The 22863-nt window shown below is 73.9% G+C and carries 16 protein-coding genes; 11 read left to right on the top strand and 5 right to left on the bottom strand.

Annotated features, from left to right (window positions below; genetic code table 11):
* Positions 1 to 42: 42 nt before the first annotated feature.
* The 11 genes from LV78_RS23465 (at position 43) to LV78_RS23415 (ending at position 13913) form a co-directional block, all read left to right on the top strand.
* Positions 43 to 1932 carry a RiPP maturation radical SAM C-methyltransferase gene (locus LV78_RS23465; protein WP_253847769.1) on the top strand — a complete coding sequence of 630 codons (1890 nt, stop codon included), beginning with the start codon at positions 43 to 45 and terminating at the stop codon, positions 1930 to 1932.
* 52 nt (positions 1933 to 1984) lie between these two features.
* Complete coding sequence (botA, locus tag LV78_RS23460) at positions 1985 to 2125, top strand: bottromycin family RiPP peptide (RefSeq protein WP_253847768.1); 141 nt, start codon at positions 1985 to 1987, stop codon at positions 2123 to 2125.
* 88 nt (positions 2126 to 2213) lie between these two features.
* Positions 2214 to 3347, top strand: coding sequence for a hypothetical protein (locus LV78_RS23455; RefSeq protein ID WP_253847767.1), 1134 nt, complete (start codon positions 2214 to 2216; stop codon positions 3345 to 3347).
* Positions 3280 to 4599, top strand: coding sequence for a YcaO-like family protein (locus LV78_RS23450; protein ID WP_253847766.1), 1320 nt, complete (start codon positions 3280 to 3282; stop codon positions 4597 to 4599). The genes LV78_RS23455 and LV78_RS23450 overlap by 68 nt, the downstream gene beginning before the upstream one ends.
* Positions 4596 to 6533 (top strand): RiPP maturation radical SAM C-methyltransferase, encoded by a 1938-nt coding sequence (locus LV78_RS23445; protein ID WP_253847765.1) that lies wholly within the window; start codon positions 4596 to 4598, stop codon positions 6531 to 6533. Before LV78_RS23450 ends, LV78_RS23445 begins: the two co-directional genes overlap by 4 nt.
* Entirely contained in the window at positions 6520 to 7329 is an 810-nt protein-coding gene (locus LV78_RS23440; RefSeq protein WP_253847764.1) for an alpha/beta hydrolase, read from the top strand. Before LV78_RS23445 ends, LV78_RS23440 begins: the two co-directional genes overlap by 14 nt.
* Positions 7326 to 8726 carry an amidohydrolase family protein gene (locus tag LV78_RS23435; RefSeq protein WP_253847763.1) on the top strand — a complete coding sequence of 467 codons (1401 nt, stop codon included), beginning with the start codon at positions 7326 to 7328 and terminating at the stop codon, positions 8724 to 8726. The genes LV78_RS23440 and LV78_RS23435 overlap by 4 nt, the downstream gene beginning before the upstream one ends.
* On the top strand, positions 8716 to 9891 hold the full coding sequence (locus LV78_RS41730) for a cytochrome P450 (RefSeq protein ID WP_253847762.1): 1176 nt from the start codon (positions 8716 to 8718) through the stop codon (positions 9889 to 9891). Before LV78_RS23435 ends, LV78_RS41730 begins: the two co-directional genes overlap by 11 nt.
* Before the next feature lie 4 nt (positions 9892 to 9895).
* Positions 9896 to 11863 (top strand): RiPP maturation radical SAM C-methyltransferase, encoded by a 1968-nt coding sequence (locus LV78_RS23425; RefSeq protein ID WP_253847761.1) that lies wholly within the window; start codon positions 9896 to 9898, stop codon positions 11861 to 11863.
* Positions 11864 to 11948: 85 nt separating this feature from the next.
* A complete protein-coding gene (locus LV78_RS23420; protein WP_253847760.1) occupies positions 11949 to 12500 on the top strand; it encodes a DUF2087 domain-containing protein in 552 nt (183 codons plus the stop codon).
* 24 nt (positions 12501 to 12524) lie between these two features.
* The gene (locus LV78_RS23415; RefSeq protein WP_253847759.1) at positions 12525 to 13913 is read left to right on the top strand and encodes a leucyl aminopeptidase family protein; all 1389 of its coding nucleotides are present in this window, start codon (positions 12525 to 12527) and stop codon (positions 13911 to 13913) included.
* Between the two features lie 203 nt (positions 13914 to 14116).
* Here the strand turns inward: LV78_RS23415 and LV78_RS23410 are convergent, their stop codons facing one another.
* From LV78_RS23410 to LV78_RS23390, 5 genes are all read right to left on the bottom strand, one after another.
* Positions 14117 to 15634, bottom strand: coding sequence for an alpha/beta hydrolase (locus LV78_RS23410; RefSeq protein ID WP_253847758.1), 1518 nt, complete (start codon positions 15632 to 15634; stop codon positions 14117 to 14119).
* Between the two features lie 97 nt (positions 15635 to 15731).
* Positions 15732 to 16448: a MerR family transcriptional regulator gene (locus LV78_RS23405; RefSeq protein ID WP_253847757.1), complete on the bottom strand. Its 717-nt coding sequence runs from the start codon at positions 16446 to 16448 to the stop codon at positions 15732 to 15734.
* 227 nt (positions 16449 to 16675) lie between these two features.
* Complete coding sequence (locus LV78_RS23400) at positions 16676 to 18637, bottom strand: AAA family ATPase (protein ID WP_253847756.1); 1962 nt, start codon at positions 18635 to 18637, stop codon at positions 16676 to 16678.
* A gap of 208 nt (positions 18638 to 18845) precedes the next feature.
* On the bottom strand, positions 18846 to 21497 hold the full coding sequence (locus LV78_RS23395) for a beta-L-arabinofuranosidase domain-containing protein (protein ID WP_253847755.1): 2652 nt from the start codon (positions 21495 to 21497) through the stop codon (positions 18846 to 18848).
* Positions 21494 to 22855: an aminopeptidase P family protein gene (locus LV78_RS23390; RefSeq protein ID WP_253847754.1), complete on the bottom strand. Its 1362-nt coding sequence runs from the start codon at positions 22853 to 22855 to the stop codon at positions 21494 to 21496. The genes LV78_RS23395 and LV78_RS23390 overlap by 4 nt, the downstream gene beginning before the upstream one ends.
* Positions 22856 to 22863: the final 8 nt, after the last annotated feature.

Raw genomic sequence — 22863 nt, 5'->3', positions numbered from 1 at the left:
CGGTGATCAGTCATCAAGACAGGTAGAGCTTCTCTCGTATCAATGCCGTGGAATAACGCCAGCCGTCCGTCCATTCAGGTCGGAATCCTACGCTCGGTGGCGGAAGCCGAGCAGTGGCAGGTCGATTCCCACTACGCCTACTTGGAGTTCTACGCGATGGCCCCGGAAATCGTGGGGCTGTCCACCGAGGAGTGGGCGTCGGCGTACGAACTGGTGTCCGAGCGGCTCTACCACCTGTCGGTCGGCGACTGGATCTTCACCAACCGGCGGGGATCGGAGCGGTCCCGCGAGGCGTACTTCGAACTGCTGCGGTCCAAGCGCGTGGACGAGCGGACGATCGGCGTGCTGGACGCGCTGCGCGAGGTGGCGGACCGGCACGTGGAGTCGACGACGGCGCGGCTGCTCGCCGCCGAGCCCGACGTCATCGGGTTCACCACCATGTTCAGCCAGAACGGGCCGACGCTGGCGGTGGCCGAGCGACTGCGCGAGTCCGGGTACAGCGGCGCGATCGTGCTGGGCGGCAGCAACTGCGAGGGCCCCATGGGCCGGACGCTGCTGGCGAACTTCCCGGCCATCGACGCCGTCGTCGACGGGCCCGGCGAGGACGCGTTCGCGGACCTGCTGCGGCAGGTCGCCGAGGGCGCGGACCTGCGCTCGACCGGGCGGTTGGTCACCAGGGGCGGCCAGGCGCAGGTCGGCGAGCTGGTCACCGGGGAACGGCTGGACGTCCCGACCCCGTCCTACGACGGGTTCTTCGAGCAGCTGGCCGAGGCCGGGCTGTCCGACCTGGAGGCCGAGGTCTCGCTGCCGGTGGAGTTCTCCAGGGGCTGCTGGTGGGGCGCGAAGACGCACTGCACCTTCTGCGGCCTCAACGGCGCCACCATGCGCTACCGCAGCAAGCACCCGGACTCGGTGGCCGCCGAGCTCAAGCACATGATGGACCGCTACGGGGTGCTGGACTTCTTCGCCGTCGACAACATCCTCGACCTCGGCTACCTCGACACGGCGCTGCCCGCGGTGGAGGAGCTGCGCACCGACCACTCGCTGTTCTTCGAGGTCAAGGCGAACATGGAGTGGGCGGACATCCGGCGGATGCGCAGGGCCGGGGTGAGGTCGGTGCAGCCGGGCATCGAGAGCATCAGCACGGAGGGGCTGCGCGCGCTGCGCAAGGGCGCGACGGCGTTCCTGAACGTGCGGTTCCTGCTCGGGTGCGCCGAGTTCGACGTGCAGGCCGACTGGAACATCCTGACCGGCTACCCCGGCGAGACGCCGGCGTCCATCCTGGCGCAGATCGAGCTGGTCGCGTCGCTGTCGCACCTGACCCCGCCGCACGTGACGCTGATCCGGTTCGACCGGTTCAGCCCGTACGTCGAGGACCCGCCCGCGCACGGGCTGGCGCTGACCGAACCGTTCCCCGGCTACCGGTTCGCCTACCCCGGACTGTCCGATGAGGACCTGTGGAACATCGCCTACCACTTCGAGGGCGAGTTCCCCGACGACCCGCGCAACGCCGACCTGCGCAGGCGCCTGGCCGCGCGCATCCGGTTGTGGCGCAACCACCACGAGAACGCCTCTTTCACCTACCGGCTGGGGTTCTCCTCCGTCCTCCTGGACGACCGGCGGCCCGGTCTGCCGCACCAGCGCACGGTCCTGTCCGGGGACGAGGCCCGGCTGTTCCGCGCGGTGGTCGGCGGCACCAGGTTCCGCGACCTCCAGGCCCAGGGGTGGGGCGGGCCGCGCTGGGACTCCGCGCTGGAGCTGCTGCTGGAGTGGCAGCGGCGCCGCTGGGTGATGGTTGAGGGCACCAAGGTGATCGCGCTGCCGGTCCGCCAGGTCCCCTCCGCGCACCGCGCGCCACCCGAGAAGGGCACGCCCAAGCGCGCCAGGACCCCGGTCCCCCTCACCCTCGCCAGCCCCGCCCCGCGCCGCTGACGGCTCCGGGCGGTGGAACGCACGGTCCGCACAACCTACGAAGGGAAAGACCATGGGTCCGGTTGTCGTGTTCGACTGCATGACCGCTGACTTCCTGAACGACGACCCCAACAACGCCGAGCTGAGCGCGCTGGAGATGAGCGAGCTGGAGGCGTGGGGCAGCTGGTCCGACGAGGGCGAGACCACCGCCTGAGCGGTGCTCGCCGGAAGGTCACCGGTGGCTGAGCCCTGAGCGGGCGAAGCCGGTCGACGGGTTCGGGTTGGACAGGGGAGAAGGAGCGATGGCCGAGGCGCCGGTGGTGGAGTGCGCGCTGCGCGAGGTGGCCTACCGGCCGCACCGCGCGGAGCGGACCGTCACGGTCCGGTGCGCGGTCGTCGCGGACGGGGGTTCGGCGGAGGGCTACGGCACCGCCGACACCGAGCGGCTCGCACGGCTCAAGGCCTTCTCCGAGGCCGTCGAGCGCCTGCTCGCGTGCACCCCGTTCGCCCTGGTCGCCCGCCCGTCGACCACCCGCGCCACCGGCCGGGACGCCGAGGACGGCGTGCGCGCCGTCCCGGCGGGCGCCCGGTTGCGCCGCTACCGGCCGCTGGGCCCCGGACCGGAGTGGGCCGCGCCGCTGTCGTGGTCCGCGCCGTGGGTGGCGGGCGTCGAACTGGCGGAGGGCGTGCTGCCGCCCGCGGCGGCCCGGTTGTCCAGCACGATCGGCTGGGCGGTGGCGCCCACCGGGGAGGCCGCGCTGCGCGGCGCCGTGCTGGAGCTGACCGAACTGCTGGACTACGGCGCTTTCCTGCTCCGCTCGCTCGACGGCCCGGCGAGCGGGGATTCCACGAACGAGGGCTCCGACGCGCCCGAGGATTCCGGGCCGAGGATCGTGCCCATCGCGCACGTGGGCCGCACGCCGGTGGCGCTGGCCGTGTCGCCGCGCGCGGGCAGGCTGATGCCCGCGACCGGGCTGGGCGCGGCGGCCACGTCGGCCGAGGCGGCCGAGCGGGCGCTGCTGGAGCTGGCGCAGGCCGAGACCATGTGGCGGGACAACCCCACGGCCGTCGAGGCGGAGCGCCACTTCCTGCGCAGGTTCGAGCGCTGGCCGCTGCTGCTGCGCTGCGCCACGCTCGACTTCGCCCCGGTCGGGGCCGCCGCCGACGGCCCACCGTCCTCCCCGCTGGCCGAGCTGGTGGCGGCGGGCGTCCGGGTCTGGGCCGACACCGGGGTGCTGCGGGTCAGCGCGCCGGGGACGGCCCCCGTCCGGCTGCACTTCGCGCACGTCCTGTCCCGGCCCCAGCCGCTCCTGGGGCTCGTCCGCGCGGGCATCCCCGTCTTCGACGCCGGAGAAGTGAGGAAGATCCTTGACCACCGAGCACCTGGAGCAGGACCTGCTGGCCGCCGCCCTGCACGACGGGGCGCAGCGCGATGACGTCCCGCCGGAGCGGGAGACCGGGATCGGCGCCGCGCTCGTCGCGGTGCGGGACTGGCTCGCCGCCGAGCGGCTGACCCCGCGCATCAGCAAGTACGGCCCCGATTCAGCCCCCACCTACGAGGTCAGGCTGCACGACGCGGACGATGCCCTCTGCTCGCGCAGCTCAGGCAAGGGCCTGGGCCACCGGAGCCTGGCCAGCGCCCTGTTCGAGAGCGCCGAGCACTACCACCTGGACTGGCGGCGCGAGCCGGGCGCGGACCGGGTCGCGTTCCTGGGCGGGACCGCCGTCGCCGGGCAGCCCACCGCGACCAGGTCGGCGCTGCTGCGGCGGTTGGGCGCCATCCTGCCCGACTCCCCCGTGCTGACCCGCGAGTACGCGCCGATCGCCGAGGCGTTCGGCGAGACCGGTGGGACCGCGCACCACCACCCGGTGTTCCTGCGCGACGGCGGCTACCGGAACTGGCCGCACCCCGACGACGACCTCGCGTTCCGCCCGCTGTGGCACTACACCTCCAGTGCGGGCTACGCGGCGGGCGCCACCCTGTTCGAGGCGCTGGTGCACGCGGTCAACGAGCTGATCGAGCGGGACGCGTGGTCGTGCCTGCTGGCCGGGGTGTACTTCGGCGCGGGCGCGCGGGAGCTGGTCGTGGTGGACCGGGCGACCCTGCCTGCCGACCTGGGCGGCCTGGCCGACGAGGTCGAGCGGCTCACCGGCGCTTCCCTGCTGCTGGTCTCCATCGCCTGCGACACCGGGGTTCCCGCGTACGTGGTGTGCGACGGCGAGTCCGAGGAGCCGATCCGGCTGATCGGCAGCGGCGCCTCCCCGGTGCGGGCCTACGCGCTGCAGCGCGCGCTGCTGGAGTACCTCCAGGTGCGCACGATGTTCCGGCACGGGCCGGTGGACGCGGGCACCGAGGCGACCCAGATCAACGCCGCGCTGGCGAAGCACCCCCGGCACCTGGCGGCGGCGCGGTTCGACGTCCGCGAGCTGCCGAAGCGCGCGGAGGCGTTCGCCCCCGAGGACGGGTTGCCGCCGGAGTCGACGCCGGAACTCCTGCTGCGGCACCTGGTCGGGCGGCTGGCCTCGATCGGGGTCGACGTGTTCCACCGGGTGCTGTCGCGTCCCGGACCGGTCACCGTCGTGGACGTCGTCGCCCCTGGGCTGGAGCTGCTGGACAAGGCCCGCGCGGGGTACCCGGTGCTGCCGACGGGGCGGCTGGGCGAGTCGATGCGGAGGTCCCGGCCATGAGGTTGGCCCTGGTCGCGCCGCCGTGGAACAGCCTGTACCGCCCGTCGATCCAGGTGGCGTCGCTGGCCGCCCTGGCCGCCGAGCGCCCCGGCGGCCCGGTGCGCTGCGAGTACGCCTACCTCGACTGGTTCGAGTTCGCGGTCGAGGAGCTGGGCTGCGGGCCGGAGCGGTTCACAGCCGTGTACGACACCATCGGCGAGGAGCTGTACGGGCTGGGCGTTGGCGACTGGGTGTTCGGCGCCGAGCTGGCCGCGTCCGCCGCACCGGACTGGGACGAGGCCGCGGTGCGTGCCGCGTACGGGCGGTTCCTGCGCGAGCGCGGCACGTCCGACGAGCTGGTGGAGCTGGTGCTGGAGCTGCGCGGGGCCGCGCCGAGGTTCCTGGCGGGGTACGCGGAGAAGCTGCTGGCCACCGGGGCGGAGGGGTTCGGGTTCACCACGTCCTTCAGCCAGCTGGTGCCCGCGCTGGCCATCGGCAAGGCGATCAAGGACCGGGCCCCGGACCGGGTCGTGGTGCTCGGCGGGGCCAACTGCGACCGGCCGATGGGCGAGGCGGTGATGCGCGCTTACCCGTTCGTGGACATGGTCGTGCAGGGCGAGGGCGAGGCCGCGGTGGCCGCGCTGTGCGCCGCCGAGGGGCCGGGCGCGCCGGTCGCCGCGCCGGGGCTGGTGGTGCGCGGCGAGCACGGGCTGGTGGTGCACCCGCCGGAAGTGCAGTCGGTCGCGGCGGTCCCGGTGCCGCGCTACGACGAGTACTTCGCCCGGCTGCGCGACCTGCCGGGCGGTGAGCTGATCCGGCCGCACGTGGCGCTGCCGTTCCAGATGTCGCGCGGTTGCTGGTGGGGCGAGAAGATGCACTGCACGTTCTGCGGCGAGAACGGCACCGGGATGCCGTACCGCAGCAAGCCGGGCAAGCAGCTGGCGCACGCGCTGCGGGAGCTGACCGAGAAGCAGGGCGTGTTCGACACCTACGCGGTGGACACGATCCTGGCCAAGGACGACAACGGGCTGGCGGAGCTGGCCGAGGCCGAGGTGGACGTCACCACGTTCTTCGAGGTGAAGGCGAACCTGGGGCCGAGGGCGCTGGCGCAGCTGCGGGCGGCCGGGGTGCTGACGGTGCAACCGGGCATCGAGAGCCTGAGCACCGGCTCGCTGAAGCTGCTGCGCAAGGGCGCCACCGGTTTCCACAACCTGCGTTTCCTGGTGCTGTGCCAGGAGCTGGGCATCGAGGTCGGCTGGAACCTGCTGTCCGCGATGCCGGGCGAGCAGCCGGGGATGCTGGCCGAGCAGTTGAGGCTGATCCCGTTCCTGTCGCACCTGAGGCCGCCGTCCACGGTGAGCAAGGTGCGCGTCGACCGGTACAGCCCGTACTTCGAGCGGCCGGACGAGTTCGGCATCGACCTGGTCGGCCCCGAGGCCAAGTACCGCTTCGTGCACCCCGGACCGGACGCCGAGCTGGCTGAGCTGGCCTACTCGTTCGACCACGTCGAGCGGGCAGGGGCGGACGCCGATGGGGAGCGCGGCGGTCCGGAGGGCGACGGGTCGATGCTGGCGCTGCGGCGCAGGCTGGGCGCCCGCGTCGGGGTGTGGAAGAAGCTGCACGGGCAGTCCCGGTTCACCTACCGGCTCGGGCCGTCGGTGACGGTCGTGTTCGACCGCCGCCCGCACGTGGGCGGCGGCAGGCGGGTGCTGCGCGGCTGGGAGAACGCGCTGTTCCGGGCTTTCGTCCACGGCGGGCGGCTGGAGCGGGCGATCGCGGTCGCGGTGCGGGAGGGGGCCGCCGAGGAGGAGGCCCGCGCGCGGCTGGCCGAGTGGGTCCGCTCGGGTTGGGTGTACGCGGAGGCCCCGCACGGGCTGGTGCTGGCCGTGCACGACAGCGGGCGGGACGAGCTGGGGCGGGCGGAGGCGCTGGGTGGTCGCGGTGCGGTGGTCTGACGGCGGCGCGCTGGAGCGCTTCGAGACGACCTCGGCGGACGGGACCGTGCTGCGCGGGGTGCGCAGGCCGGGGCCGGGTGAGCCGGTCGTGCTTGTGCACGGGGTCGCGATGGACTCGCGGGTGTGGGTGGAATCGGGGTTCCTGGACGCGCTGCCGGACGCCGACCTGGTCGCGGTGGACCTGCGCGGGCGCGGGCACAGCGAGCGGGTGCGTGATCCGGCACGGCACGGGATCGACCGGCACGTCGAGGACGTGCGGGCGGTGCTGGACCTGTTCGGGTTCGAGCGGTGCAGCGCGTTCGGCGTCTACTTCGGCGGGCGCACCGCGCTGCGGGTCGCGGCGGCGGACGCCCGCGTGTCGACGGCCTACTCGTTCTGCGCGCACGCCGAGCCGGTGGTGCTGCCGGAGGGCGCGGTGGAGGAGGAGGCCTCGGCGATCGAGGGCCCGGACGGGCTCGGCTACCTGACCGGGCACTTTCGCCGGACGGGCGCGCCGGACTGGATGGTGCGGGCGTGCGGGCGGGTCGACCTGGCCGAGCTGGCCTCGGTCACGCGGGGGCTGCACCACGGTTCCGAGCGCGGGGTCGAGCGCCTGCGGCCGGGGCAGCGGGCGGTGCTGGTGACGGCGGAGGGGGACGTCGAGCTGCCGGTGTTCGAGGCGGGGGTCGAGCGGATCGGCGCGCGGTTGTGGCTGGTGGAGAGCCCGACGCGGGTCAGGGCAGCGCACCGGCTGGCCGAGGTCGGGGCCCGCGTCGCCGAGGACCTTGCCGCGTGGGCGGGCGGGGTGGCGCGGTGAGCGGCGGGGAACCGGCCGCACCCGACGAGGACGCCCAGTGGCGGCTGCGAGTGGGCCTGCTCCCCGAGGGCGACCCGCTGGCCGACGCCCTGCGCGCGCTCGCCACCCGCCCCCGCGACCACCACCTGCCCGGCGTCGCGCTCGTGGACCCCCGCACCGGGCGCCCCGGCCCGACGGGCGAGCTGTCCGTCGTGGACGGTCGGACGCGGTTCACCGAGGCCGAGGGGGCCTGCCCCGCTTCCTGGCACGCCCTGCCCGGTCTGGTGGACGCGCACGTCCACGTGTCGTCCGCGGGCGACCTGGTCGGCCTGATCACCCACGGGGTGACCGCCTACCGGCAGATGTGGGGCGAGCCCGCGCACCGCTACACCTCGGGCGCGCACCGGGCACGCACCGCCGTGGTCCCCCGCGCCTGGGTGAGCACCGCGGTGGTCGACGGGCCGCGCACCAGGGTGGCGGGCGGCGCGCGGGTGGTCGACGGGCCGGGGTCGGTGGACCACGTGCTCAACGAGGCGCTCGGCTTCGCCTTCGACGGCGTCAAGGTGTACGACGACCTGGAACCCGACCGGTTCGAGGAGCTGGTCACCGCGGCCGACCGGGTGGGCCTGCCGGTGGTGGGGCACGTGCCCGAGCGGGTGCCGCTGGCCGTGGCGCGCGCGGCGATGTGGTCGACCGAGCACCTGTACGGGTTGGTGCCCAACGTGTTCCGGCTCCCTGCCGGGCGGCGCTGGCCCGCGCTGGCCGACGCGCTCGACCGGGCGGGCGAGGAGGTCGGCGGCTTCGCGGGTCGCTTCGCCTGCCCGACGCTGGTCGCCTGGCGGGCGCTGACCGGGGAGCGCCGCTGGACCCGCCCGTCCGGCACGGCGCTCGCGCTGGCCGACGCGGGCCGGGGGCCCGCCTGGACGGCGGCCGCGCGGGAGGCGCTGCGCCTGGACCGGGAGCGGGCGGCGGAGCGAGGCGCGCTGGTGGACCGGCTGGGCGGGCTGGTGCTGGAGCTGCACCGGGCGGGCGCGCGGCTGCTGGTGGGCACCGACTGCGGCAACCCGTTCGTGGTCGCGGGCCCCTCGTTCCACAAGGAGCTGGCGGAGCTGACCCGCGCGGGCCTTCCACTGGGCGCGGTGCTCTCGGCGGCCACCACCGACGCGCGCGCCGCCCTGCGCCTGCCCGAGCGCTCCGACGACCTCGTGCTCTACCGCAGGGCGCCCGCGTCGGTGGCCGACCTGGCGCGCCCGGACGCGGTCCTGCTCGACGGCGTCCTGCTGGACGGCGCCGACCTGGACGACCTGTGGGAGCTGCGGCTGGTCTCGGCGGGCCTGTCCCCGGACGTGTGGCCGCGCGGCGAAGCGGACCCCGCGCCCACCGCGCGACGTGAGAAGGAGAGAACCGGTGCAGGTTGACGCAGGCCAGTCCACCGCGGCCCCGTCCGCGGACTTCGACTACTTCGCCGCGCCGGAGGACTACCGGCGCGCGGCGGCCGGGCACGCCCGCGACGGGGCGTTCCACAGCTCGCGCGGCGACGGCTTCTGGGTGCTGTCGACCTACGCGGGGATCTCCGCGGCGTTCCGGGACGAGGCGGCGTTCAGCGTGTCCAGGGTCAGCGCGGCCGAGGGCGCCGAGGACGAGCGCTGGGTGCCGCTGACGCTGGGGGGCAGGGCGCACCACGAGTGGCGGGCCCACCTGGCCCCCTGGTTCACCCCGCAGCGGGTCCGGGGCCTCACCCCGGTGTTCCGGGAGAACGCCCGGCGCCGGATCGACGCGTTCGCCGACCGGGGCGGGGTGTCGTTCTCCGACGAGTTCGCCCGCCCGTACGCGCTGGAGAACCTGATGCTGGCCGTTGGCTGGCCGGTGGCGGACCTGGAGCACCTGCTGGCGATCGACGTGGCGATGATCCGCTCGCGGGAGGAGCCCGACCCGAGGGCGGCGTTCAACAGCGAGACCGCGATGCCCGCGCTCCAGGATTACGTGGCGCGGCACGTCGCGCGCCGCAGGGCCGAGCCGGTGGAGGGTGACCTGACCAGCGCCACGTTCGACTGGGAGGTGGGCGGCGAGCCGGTGGGCGACGCCGACCGGGCCTCGCTGCTGGCCGTGCTGTTCCTGGCCGGGGTGGACTCGACGGTGAACCACCTGGCCAACGCGGTGCAGCACCTGGCCGTCACCCCGGCCGACCGGCGGCGGGTGGTGGCCGAGCCGGAGGGACGGCCGAGGGCGCTGGAGGAGTTCCTGCGGGTCAACTCGTGCATGTACCCCGGCAGGCTGGTGGCCCGCGCGGGGGTGGTGGGCCCGGCTGCGGAGGGCGAGACGGTGCTGCTGCCGCTGGCGCTGGCCAACCACGACCCCTCGGTGTTCCCCGATCCCGGCCGGGTGGACCTGGGGCGGGAGCGCAACCCGCACATCGCGTTCGGGACCGGCCACCACCAGTGCCTCGGTGCGGCGCTGGCCCGCGCGCAGATCCTGACCGCGTGGGAGGAGTGGCACGCGCGGATACCCGAGTACCGGCTCGCGGACGGGTCCGGCGAGCCCCGGTTCCTGCGCAACACCTACGACCTGCGCCTCGCGTGGTGAGCGCGTGAGCACCGGTCGCGCGGCGCTCGTGTCGATGCCGTGGAACAACGTGTACCGGCCGTCGATCCAGGTCGGCACCCTGCGCTCGGTGGCCGAGGCCGAGGGCTGGGAGGTGGTGTCCGACTACGCGTACCTGAGCTTCTACGCGCTGGGGCTGCGCTCGCTGGGGCTGTCGCCCGAGCGGTGGGCGGCCGCCTACGAGCGGGTGTCGGAGGGGCTGTACCACCTGTCGGTGGGCGACTGGATCTACGCGCGCAGGCTGGACGGGGCCGAGGAGTGCGCCGAGTACTACGGGCTGCTGCGAGCCAAGGGGGTCGCCGAGGAGGAGGTCCGGCTGGTCGAGGCGCTGCGGCCGGTGGCGGACCGGCACGTCGCGCAGACCGCCGAGGGGTTGTTGCGGGTGGAGCCGGACGTCATCGGGTTCACCACGACGTTCAGCCAGAACGGGCCGACGCTGGCGGTGGCGCGGCGGCTGCGCGAGTCCGGGTACGCCGGGGTGATCGTGCTGGGCGGCAGCAACTGCGAGGGGCCGATGGGTCGGACGCTGCTGGCGAACTTCCCGGACGTGGACGCGGTGGTGGACGGGCCGGGCGAGGACGCGTTCGTGGCGCTGCTGCGGCAGGTCGCCGGGGGCGGGCCGCTGGTCCCGACCGGCAGGCTGGTGGTGCGCGACGGCGGGACGAGCGGCGGTGTGGGCGGCGCCGTGCGGAGGGCGCTGCCAGGGCCGGTGGCGGCGGAGGGCGCGGCCGAGCGGTTGGAGGTGCCCCGGCCCAACTACGACGGGTTCTTCGAGCAGTTGCGCGCGGTCGGGCTCGACCTGCTGGAGCCGGACATCACGCTGCCGGTGGAGTTCTCCAGGGGCTGCTGGTGGGGCGCGAAGACGCACTGCACGTTCTGCGGCCTCAACGGGGCGACGATGGCCTACCGCAGCAAGCACCCGGACTCGGTGGCGGACGAGCTCAAGCACATGATGGACCGCTACGGGGTGCTGGACTTCTTCGCCGTCGACAACATCCTCGACCTGGGCTACTTCGACACGGCGCTGCCCGAGCTGGAGCGGCTGCGCACCGACCACTCGCTGTTCTTCGAGGTCAAGGCGAACATGGACTGGGCGCAGCTGCGCGCGGCCAGGCGGGCGGGCGTGCGGTCGGTGCAGCCGGGCATCGAGAGCCTGAGCACGGAGGGGCTGCGCGCGCTGAAGAAGGGCGCGACGGCGTTCCAGAACGTGCGCTTCCTGCTGGGGTGCGCGGAGTTCGGGGTGCTGCCGGTGTGGAACATCCTGACCGGCTACCCCGGCGAGACGCCCGCGTCGCTGCTCACCCAGCTGAACCTGGTGGCGTCGCTGACGCACCTGGAGCCGCCGGACGCCGACGTGCTGGCGGTGCACTTCGACCGGTTCAGCCCGTACGTGGAGACGCCGGGGACCTTCGGGCTGACGCTGTCGCGGCCGTTCCCCGGCTACCGGTTCGCCTATCCCGGTCTGTCCCCCGCCGAGCTGTGGGACATCGCCTACCACTTCGAGGGGGAGTTCGCGGACGACGAGCGCAACGCCGCGCTGCGCGAGCGGTTGGCCGCGAGGGTGCGGGTGTGGAAGGCGCGGCACCGCGAGGCCCGGTTCGAGTACCGGCTCGGGTTCGCGAGCGTGGGGCTGGTGGACCGGAGGCCGGGGCTGCCCCGCGCGGACGTGGTGCTGGGCGGTGACGACGCGCGGCTGTTCCGCGCGGTGATCGGCGGTGCGCGGTTCAGGGACCTGCAGGCGCTGGGCTGGGTCGGTGACCGGTGGGAACCCGCGCTGGAGCGGTTGCGGGCGTGGCAGCGGCGGCGCTGGGTGCTCGTCGAGGGGACCAAGGTGATCGCGCTGGCGGTGCGGGCTTCACCGTCCGCGCACCGCAGGCCACCCGCCCAGGGGACACCGCGCCGGGCCCGCGCCGCCGTACCGGTGACGTTGACCCCACCGGGTGTGCGCACGTGACGCGGACGGGCGATGACGATCCGCCTTTCGGGGACCGCTGTTACGTTGGTCGATCTGCCGGAGCCGAGGACGACGAGGTGTGGACGTGCCTGTGACCGAGCCCGAGACCGAAGCCGTGACCGAGGACCACCCGCCCTCCTGCGGCGACCTCGTCGGCCTGCTGGCAGAGCCCGCGCGGCGGTCCGCGTTCGCCGCGCTGGTGCTCGGGGCGGGGACCGTGGACGCGGTGGCGGAGATGTCCGGGTTGGCGCGCAAGGACGCCGCGCAGGCGCTGCTCAGGCTCGTGGACGGCAGGCTCGCCGTGCTGGTGGACGGGCGGTACGCGCTGGTGGAGGAGGCGTTCCGGGTCGCGGTGCGGACCGAGGCGCGGCTGGGCGGGCGCGGGGGCGGCGGTGGTGGGGCCGGGGCGTACTTCCGGCGGGGGCGGTTGACGGCGGTCCCCGGTGACGCCGGGGTGCGGTCGAAGGTGCTCGCGGTGGTGGCGGACTCGTTCGCGGCGGGCGAGGTGTACTCGGAGGCCAAGGTGAACGCGCTGTGCGGTGAGTGGTTCGACGACTGGGTGACGTTGCGGCGGGCGCTGGTGGACGAGGGGCTGCTGACGCGCTCGCGCGTGGGCGACTCGTACGAGCGCGCCTGAGCCGTGCGCCCGTTGCCGGGTGATGTGCCGGTCACCGCGGCCGAGGAGCCGGTGGCGGCCGACGTGGTGGCGCTGCCGTGGTTCCTCGGCGACCGGCCGGGGGCGTTCGCGCTGCGGCGCGGGTTCACCGGGCGGGTGGGGCAGGTCGTGGCGGAGCCTGGCGCGGACGGGCGGTCCGTGGTGCTCACCGTGGGGCTGGGGCGGGCCGGTGAGGCGACCGCGTCGGTGTTCCGGCGGGCCTCGGCGGCGGCGGTGCGCGCGGTGGGCCCGGCGCGCACGGTGCGGTTGGACCTGGCGCTCGCCGGTGGGACGCCGGTGGGCGGGGCCGAGCGGGCGCGGGCGGTGGCCGAGGGGGCCGCGCTCGCGGCGTACCGGTACGGCGGGCGGGGTGCGGCGCTGACCGGGATCGTGGTGCGCACCGCGTGCGCGGACGAGGTCGCCGAGGCCGGGGCGGTGGCGGGCGGGGTGCGGTTGGCCCGCGACCTGGTGAACGCGCCGCCCGGCGAGCTGACGCCCTCGGTGTTCGCGGAGCGGGTCGCGGCGCTGGCCGGTGGGCCGGTGACGTGCGCGGTGCACGGGGTGGACGGGTTGGCGGAGCTGGGCGCGACCGGGGTGCTGGCGGTGGGCCGGGGGTCGAGGGAGGCGCCGTGCCTGGTGGAGCTGCGGTACGAGCCGGGCGGGGCGGGGCGCGCGATTACGCTGGTGGGCAAGGGGGTCACGTTCGACTCCGGTGGCCTGTCGCTGAAACCGGCGGAGGCGATGCGGTCGATGAAGGCCGACATGGGCGGGGCCGCGGCGGTGGTGGGGGCCGTGGTGGTCGCGGCGGCGCTGGGGCTGCCGGTGCGGGTGCGGGCGCTGCTGCCGCTGGCCGAGAACATGCCCGGTGGCGCGGCGCTGCGGGTGGGCGACGTGATCCGGCACGCGGACGGCACCACCACGGAGGTGCTGAACACCGACAACGAGGGCAGGTTGCTGCTGGCGGACGCGCTGCTGCTGGCGCGGGACGGCGAGGCGCCGGACCTGGTCGTGGACGTGGCGACGTTGACCGGGTCGGTCGCGCACGCGCTGGGCACGCGCGGCGCGGCCCTGTTCAGCCCGGACGAGGCGCTCGCCGGGGCGGTGCTGGCGGCGGCGGGGCGCGCGGGCGAGCCGGTGTGGCGGTTGCCGCTCACCGAGTCCGAGGGCAGGCACCTGCGCTCGGCGGTGGCCGACCGGGCGAACGGCTCGCACCGGCCGGGCGGGGCGATCCACGCGGCGCTGTACCTGCGGGCGTTCACCTCGCCGGACGTGCCGTGGGCGCACCTGGACCTGGGGGACGCCGCGTTCAACGAGGAGCCCTCTTACGACGAGATCCCGCACGGGGCAACGGGTTTCGGGGTTCGGACCCTGGTGGAGCTGCTGCGCCGGGCGTGAGCCCCGCTCACCCGGCGAGGCCGTCCCACCTCTCGGGGGCGACGGAGCAGACGAGGGCTGACAGGGCGGAGCGGTGGTGGGGTGATCCGGGGCGCGGTTCCACGTTCGCAACGCGACCGGGCCGCCACTCCGGGAAGTGAACCGGCGCCGCCGCGCACCGACCGCCGTGGGGCGGGTCGGTGCGCGGCGCGATCGGCGGTCGGTTACCCGATGACCCCGCTCTCGGCCGGGGCCGAGTCCTGCGCCGGGGTCTCGGCGGCGCACCGCACGTCGTGCGCCGGGCGCTTGCCGCCCAGCAGGTAGGCGGTCACCTTGTCGTTCGCGCACGCGTTCTTGCCCACCAGGTACGCCCCGTGCCCGCCCTGGTCGACGGTGATCATCGCGGCCCGGTCGCCCAGTGCGCGGCGCATCGAGTGGGCCAGGGTGAGCGGGGTGGCGGGGTCGCGCTCGTTCTGGACGAGCAGGATGTTGCGCTGGCCCTTGGAGGTGAGCTTCACCGGCTGCTCGACCGGGTCCGGCCAGAAGGCGCACGGGGTGATGTTCGCGCCTGCCGCGCCGAACATCGGGTGGCGGGCTCGGTCGGTCTCGACGTTGCGCTCGTAGGTCTTCACCGACTTCGGCCAGCGGGAGTCGGCGCACACGATGTGCAGGCGGCCGGAGATCAGGGCGTCGACCTCGGCCGGGGTGGGCAGTTCGGTCTCGGGGCCCTCCGGGAGCGGGGTGTCGGCGTCCAGGGCCTGCCAGATGGCGGCCAGGCCCTTGAGGGAGGCGTCGGTGGTGCGGTACAGGGTGACGAAGGTGAGCAGGCGGAACGTCTCGCCGTTCACGCCCTGCGCGGGCTCGCGGTCCAGGCGCTCGGCCAGCTCGAAGTACTTGGCGCGCACCTGCTCGGGGGTGGCGCCGAGGTTGTGCTCGGGGTGCGCGGCGGCCCACTTCGCGAAGTCCGGGAACGTGTCCTCCACGCCCCGGCCGTACGCGCGGGTGGCCTCGATGTCCCAGCCCTGCGCGCCGAGGCTGCTGTCGATCACCACGCGCTCGGCGCGGTTCGGGAACAGCGTGCTGTACACGGCGCCCAGGTACGTGCCGTACGAGTAGCCCAGGTAGGAGACCTTGCGCTCGCCGAGGGCGGCGCGGACGGAGTCCAGGTCGCGGGCGACGTTCGCGGTCGTGTTGTGCGGCAGGGCTTCCGCGCTCGGCGAGGCGAGGCACTGCTCGGCGATCTGCTTCACCTCGGTCGCGCGCTGGCGCACGGACTCGGGCGTGATCGCGTACGGCGGGATGCTGCCGTCCGCCTGCTGCTCCTCGGTCAGGGCGCAGCTGACCGGCGAGCTGCGCCCGACGCCGCGCGGGTCCATGCCGATGATGTCGTAGGCGTCGAGGACCTCCTGCGGCATGTCGAGCCGGTCGCGCAGGTCGGCCGGGAACGACAGGCCCGAGGCGGGGCCGCCGGGGTTGGTGAGCAGGACGCCCCTGCGCTGCTCGGGGTTCTTGCTGGCGATGCGCGAGATGGCGATCTCGATCTTGCGGCCGTGCGGGTCGCGGTAGTCGAGCGGGACCTGGAGGGTGCCGCACTCGACGCCGTCGGCGGCGACGCCCTTCGGGCAGTCGGCCCAGGTGATGGCCGGTGGCGCGGTGGTCCCCGGTTCGGCCGAGGACACCCCCGTCACCAGCAGCGACGCCGCGGTGGTGAGCACCGCGGTCAACGACAACGTCCTTCGCATCAGCAAATCCCCTCGTCGGTGGCGGGCCCAGGTCGGGCGCGCCGGGTCGTGGGTTTCGGCGGGTCGTGCGGTTGGGTGGTTCGGCGGTTCGTGCGGCTCAGGAGCCCACGCGGACGAGGACGTCCAGCTGGGCCGGGTTGTACAGCTCGACCATGACCTCCCCGACGGTCCGCAGGACGAACCGCTCGTCGCGCGGCGCGTCGGCGCACATGCTCGCCACGTCCGGGAACGCCGCGCGCGCCTTCCGGGTGGCGGGCAGCTCCCGCAACCGGTCGGCGAGCACCCGGCGGACGTGCTCGGGGGCGTCGGCGGGCAGCACGTCGAACTCGAACTCGGCCGGGCTCTTGGGGAACTCGGCCATCGCGTTCGCGTAGGCGGTCACCACGTCCGGGTCGAGCAGCTGGGCAAGGACGGCGACGAGCGCGCGCTCCTGCGGCGACAGCCCGGCGCCCGCGACGGCGGCGGCGACGTCGGGCGGCAGGTCGGTGGGCGAGTTGCCGCGCAGGATCCCGGCCAGCTCGGCACGGGCCAGGCGCAACCGCTCGATCGTGGCGGCGAGCTCGTCGTCGAGGCTGCGCAACACCTCGTCCGGGTGGTTCTGGGCGTCACCCAGATCGGCGATCTGGGTGAGCGAGAGGCCGAGGTTGGTCAGCCTGCGGATGCGCAGCACCCGCACCAGGTGGACGACGCCGTAGCTCTTGTACCCGTTGGCGCGCCGCTCCGGCAGGTCGAGCAGGCCGACGTCGTGGTAGTGCCGGACGGCGCGCAACGTCGTGCCCGCCAGGTCGGCCAACCGACTGGTGCTCCACGCCACGACGCGCCCCTCCCCGCTCCGGGCCGACGCGGTCGCGCCGACAGGAGCCAGTGGAAACCATGCCGTTGGGGCACGGTCAAGGAAGGCGCGGAGTTTCCGACCTGAGGCGGAGGCGGGACGCGACTTTCGTCGGCGCGGGGGTGGCTGATGGTGGTGCGAGGGGCGGGACTTTTGGTGCGGTGGGGACTTTTGGGCAGGAGGTCGCCCTTGCGGGCGAGGAATTTCGGTCAGGCGGCCGGATTCTCCTCGGCGGGCGGCTCGCTCACGACCATGTTCCGCGCGTTCCGCAGCAGCGCGGTGAAGAACTCCGGCGGCTCGGAGGCGATCTGGCGGGCGGTGAGCAGGTAGGCGAGGGCGTTCTTCTTGCTCGCGATCAGGTTGTCCTTCATGACCTCCGACAGCTTCTCCCGCCACCCCGGCCACTCCGCGTCGAGCAGCGGTTCGATGGTGTCGGCGAATGCCGCGTAACTCGCGTGGGCGTGCGTCTCCGGGTAGTCGCTGGGCGTCGTCCCCAGGTACTGGAGGAGGTTGCGGTTGTCCTTGGTGTTCTTCGCCAGGTCCCTGGCTAGGTCCGCCTCGAACTTCCTCGTCCACGCCTCCAAGTCCTTCTCGTCCGGCTTGGCGTTGCACCGCTTGCGGTCTTCGAGCCCGCTGTCGCCGTCGAACAGGACGTAGCAGGGGACGCCGAGCTCGGCGAGGATGGCGTGCCCGATGAAGAGGTTGGACTTGCCGTTCACGTCCACGACGGTCACCCCGCAGTTGAGCAGGGAGGTCTTCGCGGACTTCTCGGCCAGACCGGCGATCACCGCCTTGTCGCTGCTGCCCTCGACGAGAACGGCTCCGCTGGAGAACAGCGCCTCGGCCAAGGTGGTCTCGGCGATCGCGGGCAGCCTGTTCCTGACGTTGTCGAAGTAGCCGACGAGGCGCTTCTCCACCGACTCCACCGAGGCGGACCGAACCGTCACCGTCGGCGCGCACCCCTTCTCCGACTTGGGGTCCCTGGTGACCCGCCGGACCTGCTCGAACCGGCTGGGGTCGATGAAGTGCGGGCTGTGGGTGGCGTACGCGACCTGGATGTTCTGCGCCTCGTCCTCGGCCAGGGTGCGCAGCACGGACGCGAAGGTGCGCGCCTGGACCGGGTGCTGGAAGAGTTCCGGCTCCTCGATGGCCAGGCAGATCGCACCGCTGCCGCGCTCGGCGTTGCCGTGCTTGGCCAGCAGTTGCAGCGCGGCGATCAGCAAGGTGCGCTGGAAGCCGTGGCCCTGCTTCCCGACCGGGGTGTCGATGCTGGAATCGCTGATGGACAGGGAGAACTGGGTGCGCGGTGGCTTGATCTCCTGCTTGGTCGCCTGGACCTTGACCGCCCGGCCGACGGTGTACTGGCCGACCGCCTCGGAGAGCGACGTTGACAGGGTGCGCAACTGCTCGGCGAAGTTGCGTGCGAAGATCTCGTCCTGCTTGGCCTCGACGTCCGCCGCGAGCACGCTGATGTCCTCGTCCGCAGCGGCGCGGTCGACCGTGCGCTCCAGGATGCGGCCGATCAGGGCGGTGCGCCCGTCCTTCGCCTCCTCCTCCGCGCGCATGTCCGCGCTGACGAACACGTAGTCGAACAGCCCGGACATCTTCGCCTGCCCGTTGAACCCGAACAGGTTGGTGACCGCGACGTCCGCGTCGTCCAAACGGTCGGGGTTGTCCAGCTCCCAGGCCTTGAGGGCCGCTTCAACCTCCGGCTTGCTCTTCACGGCGGGCAGTTCCAGCTCGGGCGACTCCACGCGCAACTGCTGGTAGCGGGCGCGCATCTCGGTGGCTCCGGTCACCTCCCGGATCGCGGCGAACGCGGGGAAGGCGCGGGCGTTGGCGCTCATCATCTCCGTGCCGTCGGGGCGGCGGAACTTCCAGATGACGCACCGCTCGGACTGGACGGGGACGTGCTTGCCGAACTCCTCGCGGTCGGCCTCGGTCAGCCGGTCGAACTCGACGCCGACGGCCACATTCCCCTCGACGCCACGAGTGCGGTCCTCGTCGAGGAGCACGTCGGACTTGCTCCCGTTGAAGAACCAGTCCAGCGCTCGCAGCACGGTCGACTTGCCGACCCCGTTCGGCCCGATCAGCGTCGTGACCTCGTCGAAGCGCACTTCGACGTCCGCAAGGCAGCGGAAGTTCTTGATCCACACTCGCGAGATCCGCACGTGGGCGATCCCCCAATCCCGTCGTGACCCTGTCGCCGGGCAGTCCCGTGACGACCTGTTGTGGATCACATCGAGCTGAGCGGATCTTCGCTACGCCATTCGGCCGTTGATCAACCTATCGAGTGAACGAGCTGTGCACTGTGCGCAACAACCCGCCAACACCACGAGCGCGGCCCCCGCGAACGGGGACCGCGCTCGTGGCAGGTCGTCACGCCTGGCGCGGCGGCAGGACGACCTGGTGGACCTGAGAGGTGTTGCCCGCTCGGTCCGTCGCGGTGAACTCCAGGATCTGGGGTTCGTCGTGCAGCGCCCTGGTGAACGGCTCCTGGTAGACGCCCCAGAAGGTCTCCGCCGTGCGCCAGCGGATCCGGTCCACGCCCGACACGTCGTCGGTCGCGTCCAGGGTGATCTCCACGTTGCTCGGGCCCAGTGAGCGGACCTTCGACCTCGGGGTCGGGGGTTCGCTGTCGACGGACACCTCGGCGCGCGCGTGGACCACGCGGCCCAGGGCGTCGGTCGCCCGCGCGCGGAGCACGTGCTTGCCCTCGCCGGGGACCGGGACGGGGGACTCCGCCGTCACCGGGGACCAGTCGGCGTCGCCCAGCGCGGCCTCCAGGTCGGCGGGTTGCACGGTGCTCACCCTGAACGCGGGCGGGCTGGTGTGCCAGCCCGACGACGCCCGCTCGCCGAGCACGTCGACCCGCAGCACGGGCAGCGGCTCCTGGGCGCCGATGTCACCGGGCAGTGACCACTCGACCACCTCGCCGCGCAGCACCGGCCCGGCGTCCGAGTCCGGGAGGAACGCCGACGACCTGGGACCCGCGCCGTCCAGGGTGCTCGACGCCGCCGCCTCCAGGACCGCCACCGCCTCCTCGCGGTCGAGCAGCCCGGCCCGCGCGGCGCGCACCACGTTGGTGTGCACCGAGGCCAGGAACTCCTCGTACCCCGCGTGACCGCCCGAACCCCACAGGCCGGTCAGGAACGACCAGCCCGCGCCGTCCTGGCGGTTCGGCACGCCGGGCGCGCTGCCCACGAACGCGATCTCCTCGTCGGACACCCGCAGGTACAGGTGGTACCGCGCGTCACCGCCGGACCACGCGGGCTCGAAGGTCAGCCCGCCGAACGACACCAGGTCGCCGTCCCGCTCGTACCCGACCAGCGAGCCGTCCAGGCCCCGGAACGCCGCGGGCGACACCGGGAGGACCGTGGCCGACTCGTCCCTGGCCAGCAGCACCGTCGGGCCGAGCTCCACGCTCACCAGCGTCGGATCGTCCACAGTGGACACCAGGCGCAGCGGCAGCGGGAGGTCGAGCGCGACCTCGTCGCCGGGGCGGAAGTCCCCGGACACCACGGTGAAGCCCTCGGCGTTCAGGGAGGCCGAGCCGCCGTCGACGAGGAACCCGGCAGCCGCCCACGACGGCACGCGCAGGTGCAGCTCGCCGGAGAAGTCCGCGTCGAACTCCACCACCACCCGCCCGTCGCGCGGGTACCCGGTGCGCAGCGCCACCGTCCCACCGCCGGGCAGCGTCACCCGCGACGGCACGTGCCGCGCCACGACGAGCTTGCCCGGCGCGTGGAACCACACCCAGTCCTGGTGCTTGACGTGCGTCTCCAGACCCGTTCCACCGCAGCAGGTCCCGACGTTGTCGTACTCGCGCACCGCGCCCGCGTCGACCGGGTACATGTACACGACCTCGGGCGAGACGTCGGACGAGACGTCCGCGCGCGAGCCGACCATGTGGTTGAGCCAGGCCCGCTCGGCGTACTCCGGGTACCGCGCGTGACCGGTCCGCGCGAACAGCGACCGGGCGATCTTGAGCAGGTTGTACGTCGCGCACGACTCGGCGTTGCGCCTGCCGATGAACCCCGCCACGGTGTCTGCGGGCCCCCACAGCTCGCCCTCGCCGGTGCCGCCGTGCGCGAACGTCCGCCCCGGCACGACCTGGTCCCACAGCGCGGTCACCGCGTCCAGGTACCGCGCCTCACCGGTCGCGTCGTGCTGGTCGAGGTGCCCGACGAGCATCGGCAGGTGCTGGTTCGCGTGCATCCCGTCCAGCAGGTCGCGGCCCTGCGCCGCGCCCTCCAGCAGGTGGTCCAGCTCGAAAGCCGCTGCCGCGCGCAGGAACACCTCCTCGCCGGTGATCCGGTGCAGCGCCGCCATGCTCTCGTTCATGCCGCCGAACTCGCCCGCGATGTACAGCGACCACATCCGCTGCAGGTGCTCCCGCTCCAACCGCAGCACCCGACCGGCGACCCAGTGGCCCATCCCGACCGCGAGCTCCAGCGCCTGCTCGCTGCCGGTGTGCTCGTGCGCGTCCAGCAACCCCGCCATGATCTTGTGGCAGGTGTAGTACGGCGCCCAGATCTCGCCGTACGGGGCCAGGTCCTCCAGCCGCGAGAACTGCCACTCCCCGTACGCCGCGAGGAATCCGGGGTGGCTGTAGCGGCCGGTCGCGGCGAGCGCGTCGCGGACCTCCGCGAGCCCGGCCACGATCTCCCACGCCTTGGCGCGCAACGACTCGTCACCGGTGGACGCGTGCGCGAGCGAGACCATCGACAGGAAGTGCCCCGCGTAGTGCCCGCGAAGCAGGCTCGCCGTGGGGGCCACGCCCGCGCCGGGGTACTCCTCGGCCGACCACGGCCGCTCGTCCGGGTGGCCGAAGTCCTCCCAGTTGCCGGGCGGCAGCGCGCCGCGCGTGTCCAGCCCGGCGTTGGCGCGGAACACCGCCAGCACCCGGTCGACCGGGAAGACCCTGGCCAGGCGCAGCATCTGCTCGGCCGCGCGCGACTGCACGCCGTCCAGCAGCTCCACGTCCCGCAGTCCGAACGGCTCCAGCGCGAACGGCGCCGCGCCCGTCACCGGGCGGCCCACTGCTCGATGCCCGCCGCGTCGATCGGCAGCGCGCCGGAGAGCACGTCGTTGCCGGTCGCGGTCACCAGCAGGTCGTCCTCCAGTCGCACGCCGATGCCGCGCAGCTCCGGCGGCACCGTCTCGTCGTGCGCGTGGAAGTACAGGCCCGGCTCGACGGTCAGCACCATGCCGGGGCGCAGCGGGGCGCCCTGGTACTGCTCGTACGCGGACGATCCGCAGTCGTGCACGTCGAGGCCGAGGTGGTGGCCGACGCCGCACACCAGGTAGCGGCGGTGCTCCTGCCCGCCGGGGGCGAGCGCCTCGTCGACCGACACCGGCAGCAGGCCCCAGTCGTGCAGCCCGCGCGCGATGACCTCCATCGACGCGAAGTGGAAGTCGCTGAACGTGCTGCCCGGCTTGACCTGCGCCATGCCCGCCCGGTGCGCGGCCTCGACCAGGTCGTGCACGGAGCGCTGCTCGGGCGTGAACGCGCCGCCGACCGGGATGGTGCGGGTGACGTCGGCGGTGTACAGGGTGCGGGTCTCCACGCCCATGTCCAGCAGCAGCGTCTCACCGGGCAGCACGGGCCCGTCGCAGCGCACCCAGTGCAGGATCGGCGCGTGCTCGCCGGAGCCGACGATCGTGCTGTAGCCGGGGCCGTTGCCGAAGGTGCGGGCGTGCCGGTCGAACGTGCCCTGGAGCCACCGCTCCCCCAGCCCGCGCGAGACGGCGAGCGGGACCTCGTCGGCGACGGCGGCGAAGCCCGCGACGGTCTGGTCGACCGCCTCGCGCATCTGGCCGATCTCCCACTCGTCCTTGATCATGCGCAGGTCGGACAGCACGACCCGCTGCCGCTCGGCGTCCTCGGCGGCGGTGCCGTCGTAGTCGGCGATCGGGCGCACCGGCAGGCCGAGCGCGCGCTCCCAGGCGGCGATCCCGGCGGACGGGCCGACCCACAGCTCGCCGTGCGCGGCGCTGGCGTAGAAGTCGCGCTCGCCGGGACGGGCGGGCGGCGGCAGGTACAGCACCGCGTCGTGGCCGCCGGTGCGCGGGGTCAGCACCAGCACCCCGCCCTCGACCTGGCAGGAGGTCGCCCACACGAAGTCGCTGCCCGCGCGGAACGCGTAGTCCGCGTCCCCGTTGCGGTTCGGCGCGCGACCGGCGGCGAGCACCACGGTGCGGCCGGGCAGCGCGGCGCTGATCCGGTCGCGGTGCTCGGCGGCGGCGCGCGCGGCGGCCTCGTCGACCGGGGCGGGAACCTCGCGGTCGGCCCAGCCCTGCCCGATGCGGGACAGGAAGCCGGGGCTGTCGTCGGCCAGGCGCGGCGGCTTGGTGCCCGCGTGCGGCGGGACGGTGGCCTCGGTCATCGGTTCTC

This window comes from Actinosynnema pretiosum, assembly GCF_024171695.1.
Taxonomy (GTDB): Bacteria; Actinomycetota; Actinomycetes; order Mycobacteriales; family Pseudonocardiaceae; genus Actinosynnema; species Actinosynnema pretiosum.
The sequence above is the reverse complement of the archived record's forward strand: the minus strand, read 5'-3'. Positions and strand labels throughout refer to the sequence as shown.

Bases quoted from the DNA above. Each gene is read 5' to 3' on its own strand.
- LV78_RS23455 (WP_253847767.1), top strand. From the start codon at position 2,214: ATGGCCGAGGCGCCGGTGGTGGAGTGCGCGCTGCGCGAGGTGGCCTAC.
- LV78_RS23390 (WP_253847754.1), bottom strand. From the start codon at position 22,855: ATGACCGAGGCCACCGTCCCGCCGCACGCGGGCACCAAGCCGCCGCGC.
- botA (WP_253847768.1), top strand. From the start codon at position 1,985: ATGGGTCCGGTTGTCGTGTTCGACTGCATGACCGCTGACTTCCTGAAC.
- LV78_RS23445 (WP_253847765.1), top strand. From the start codon at position 4,596: ATGAGGTTGGCCCTGGTCGCGCCGCCGTGGAACAGCCTGTACCGCCCG.
- LV78_RS23465 (WP_253847769.1), top strand. From the start codon at position 43: ATGCCGTGGAATAACGCCAGCCGTCCGTCCATTCAGGTCGGAATCCTA.
- LV78_RS23410 (WP_253847758.1), bottom strand. From the start codon at position 15,634: ATGCGAAGGACGTTGTCGTTGACCGCGGTGCTCACCACCGCGGCGTCG.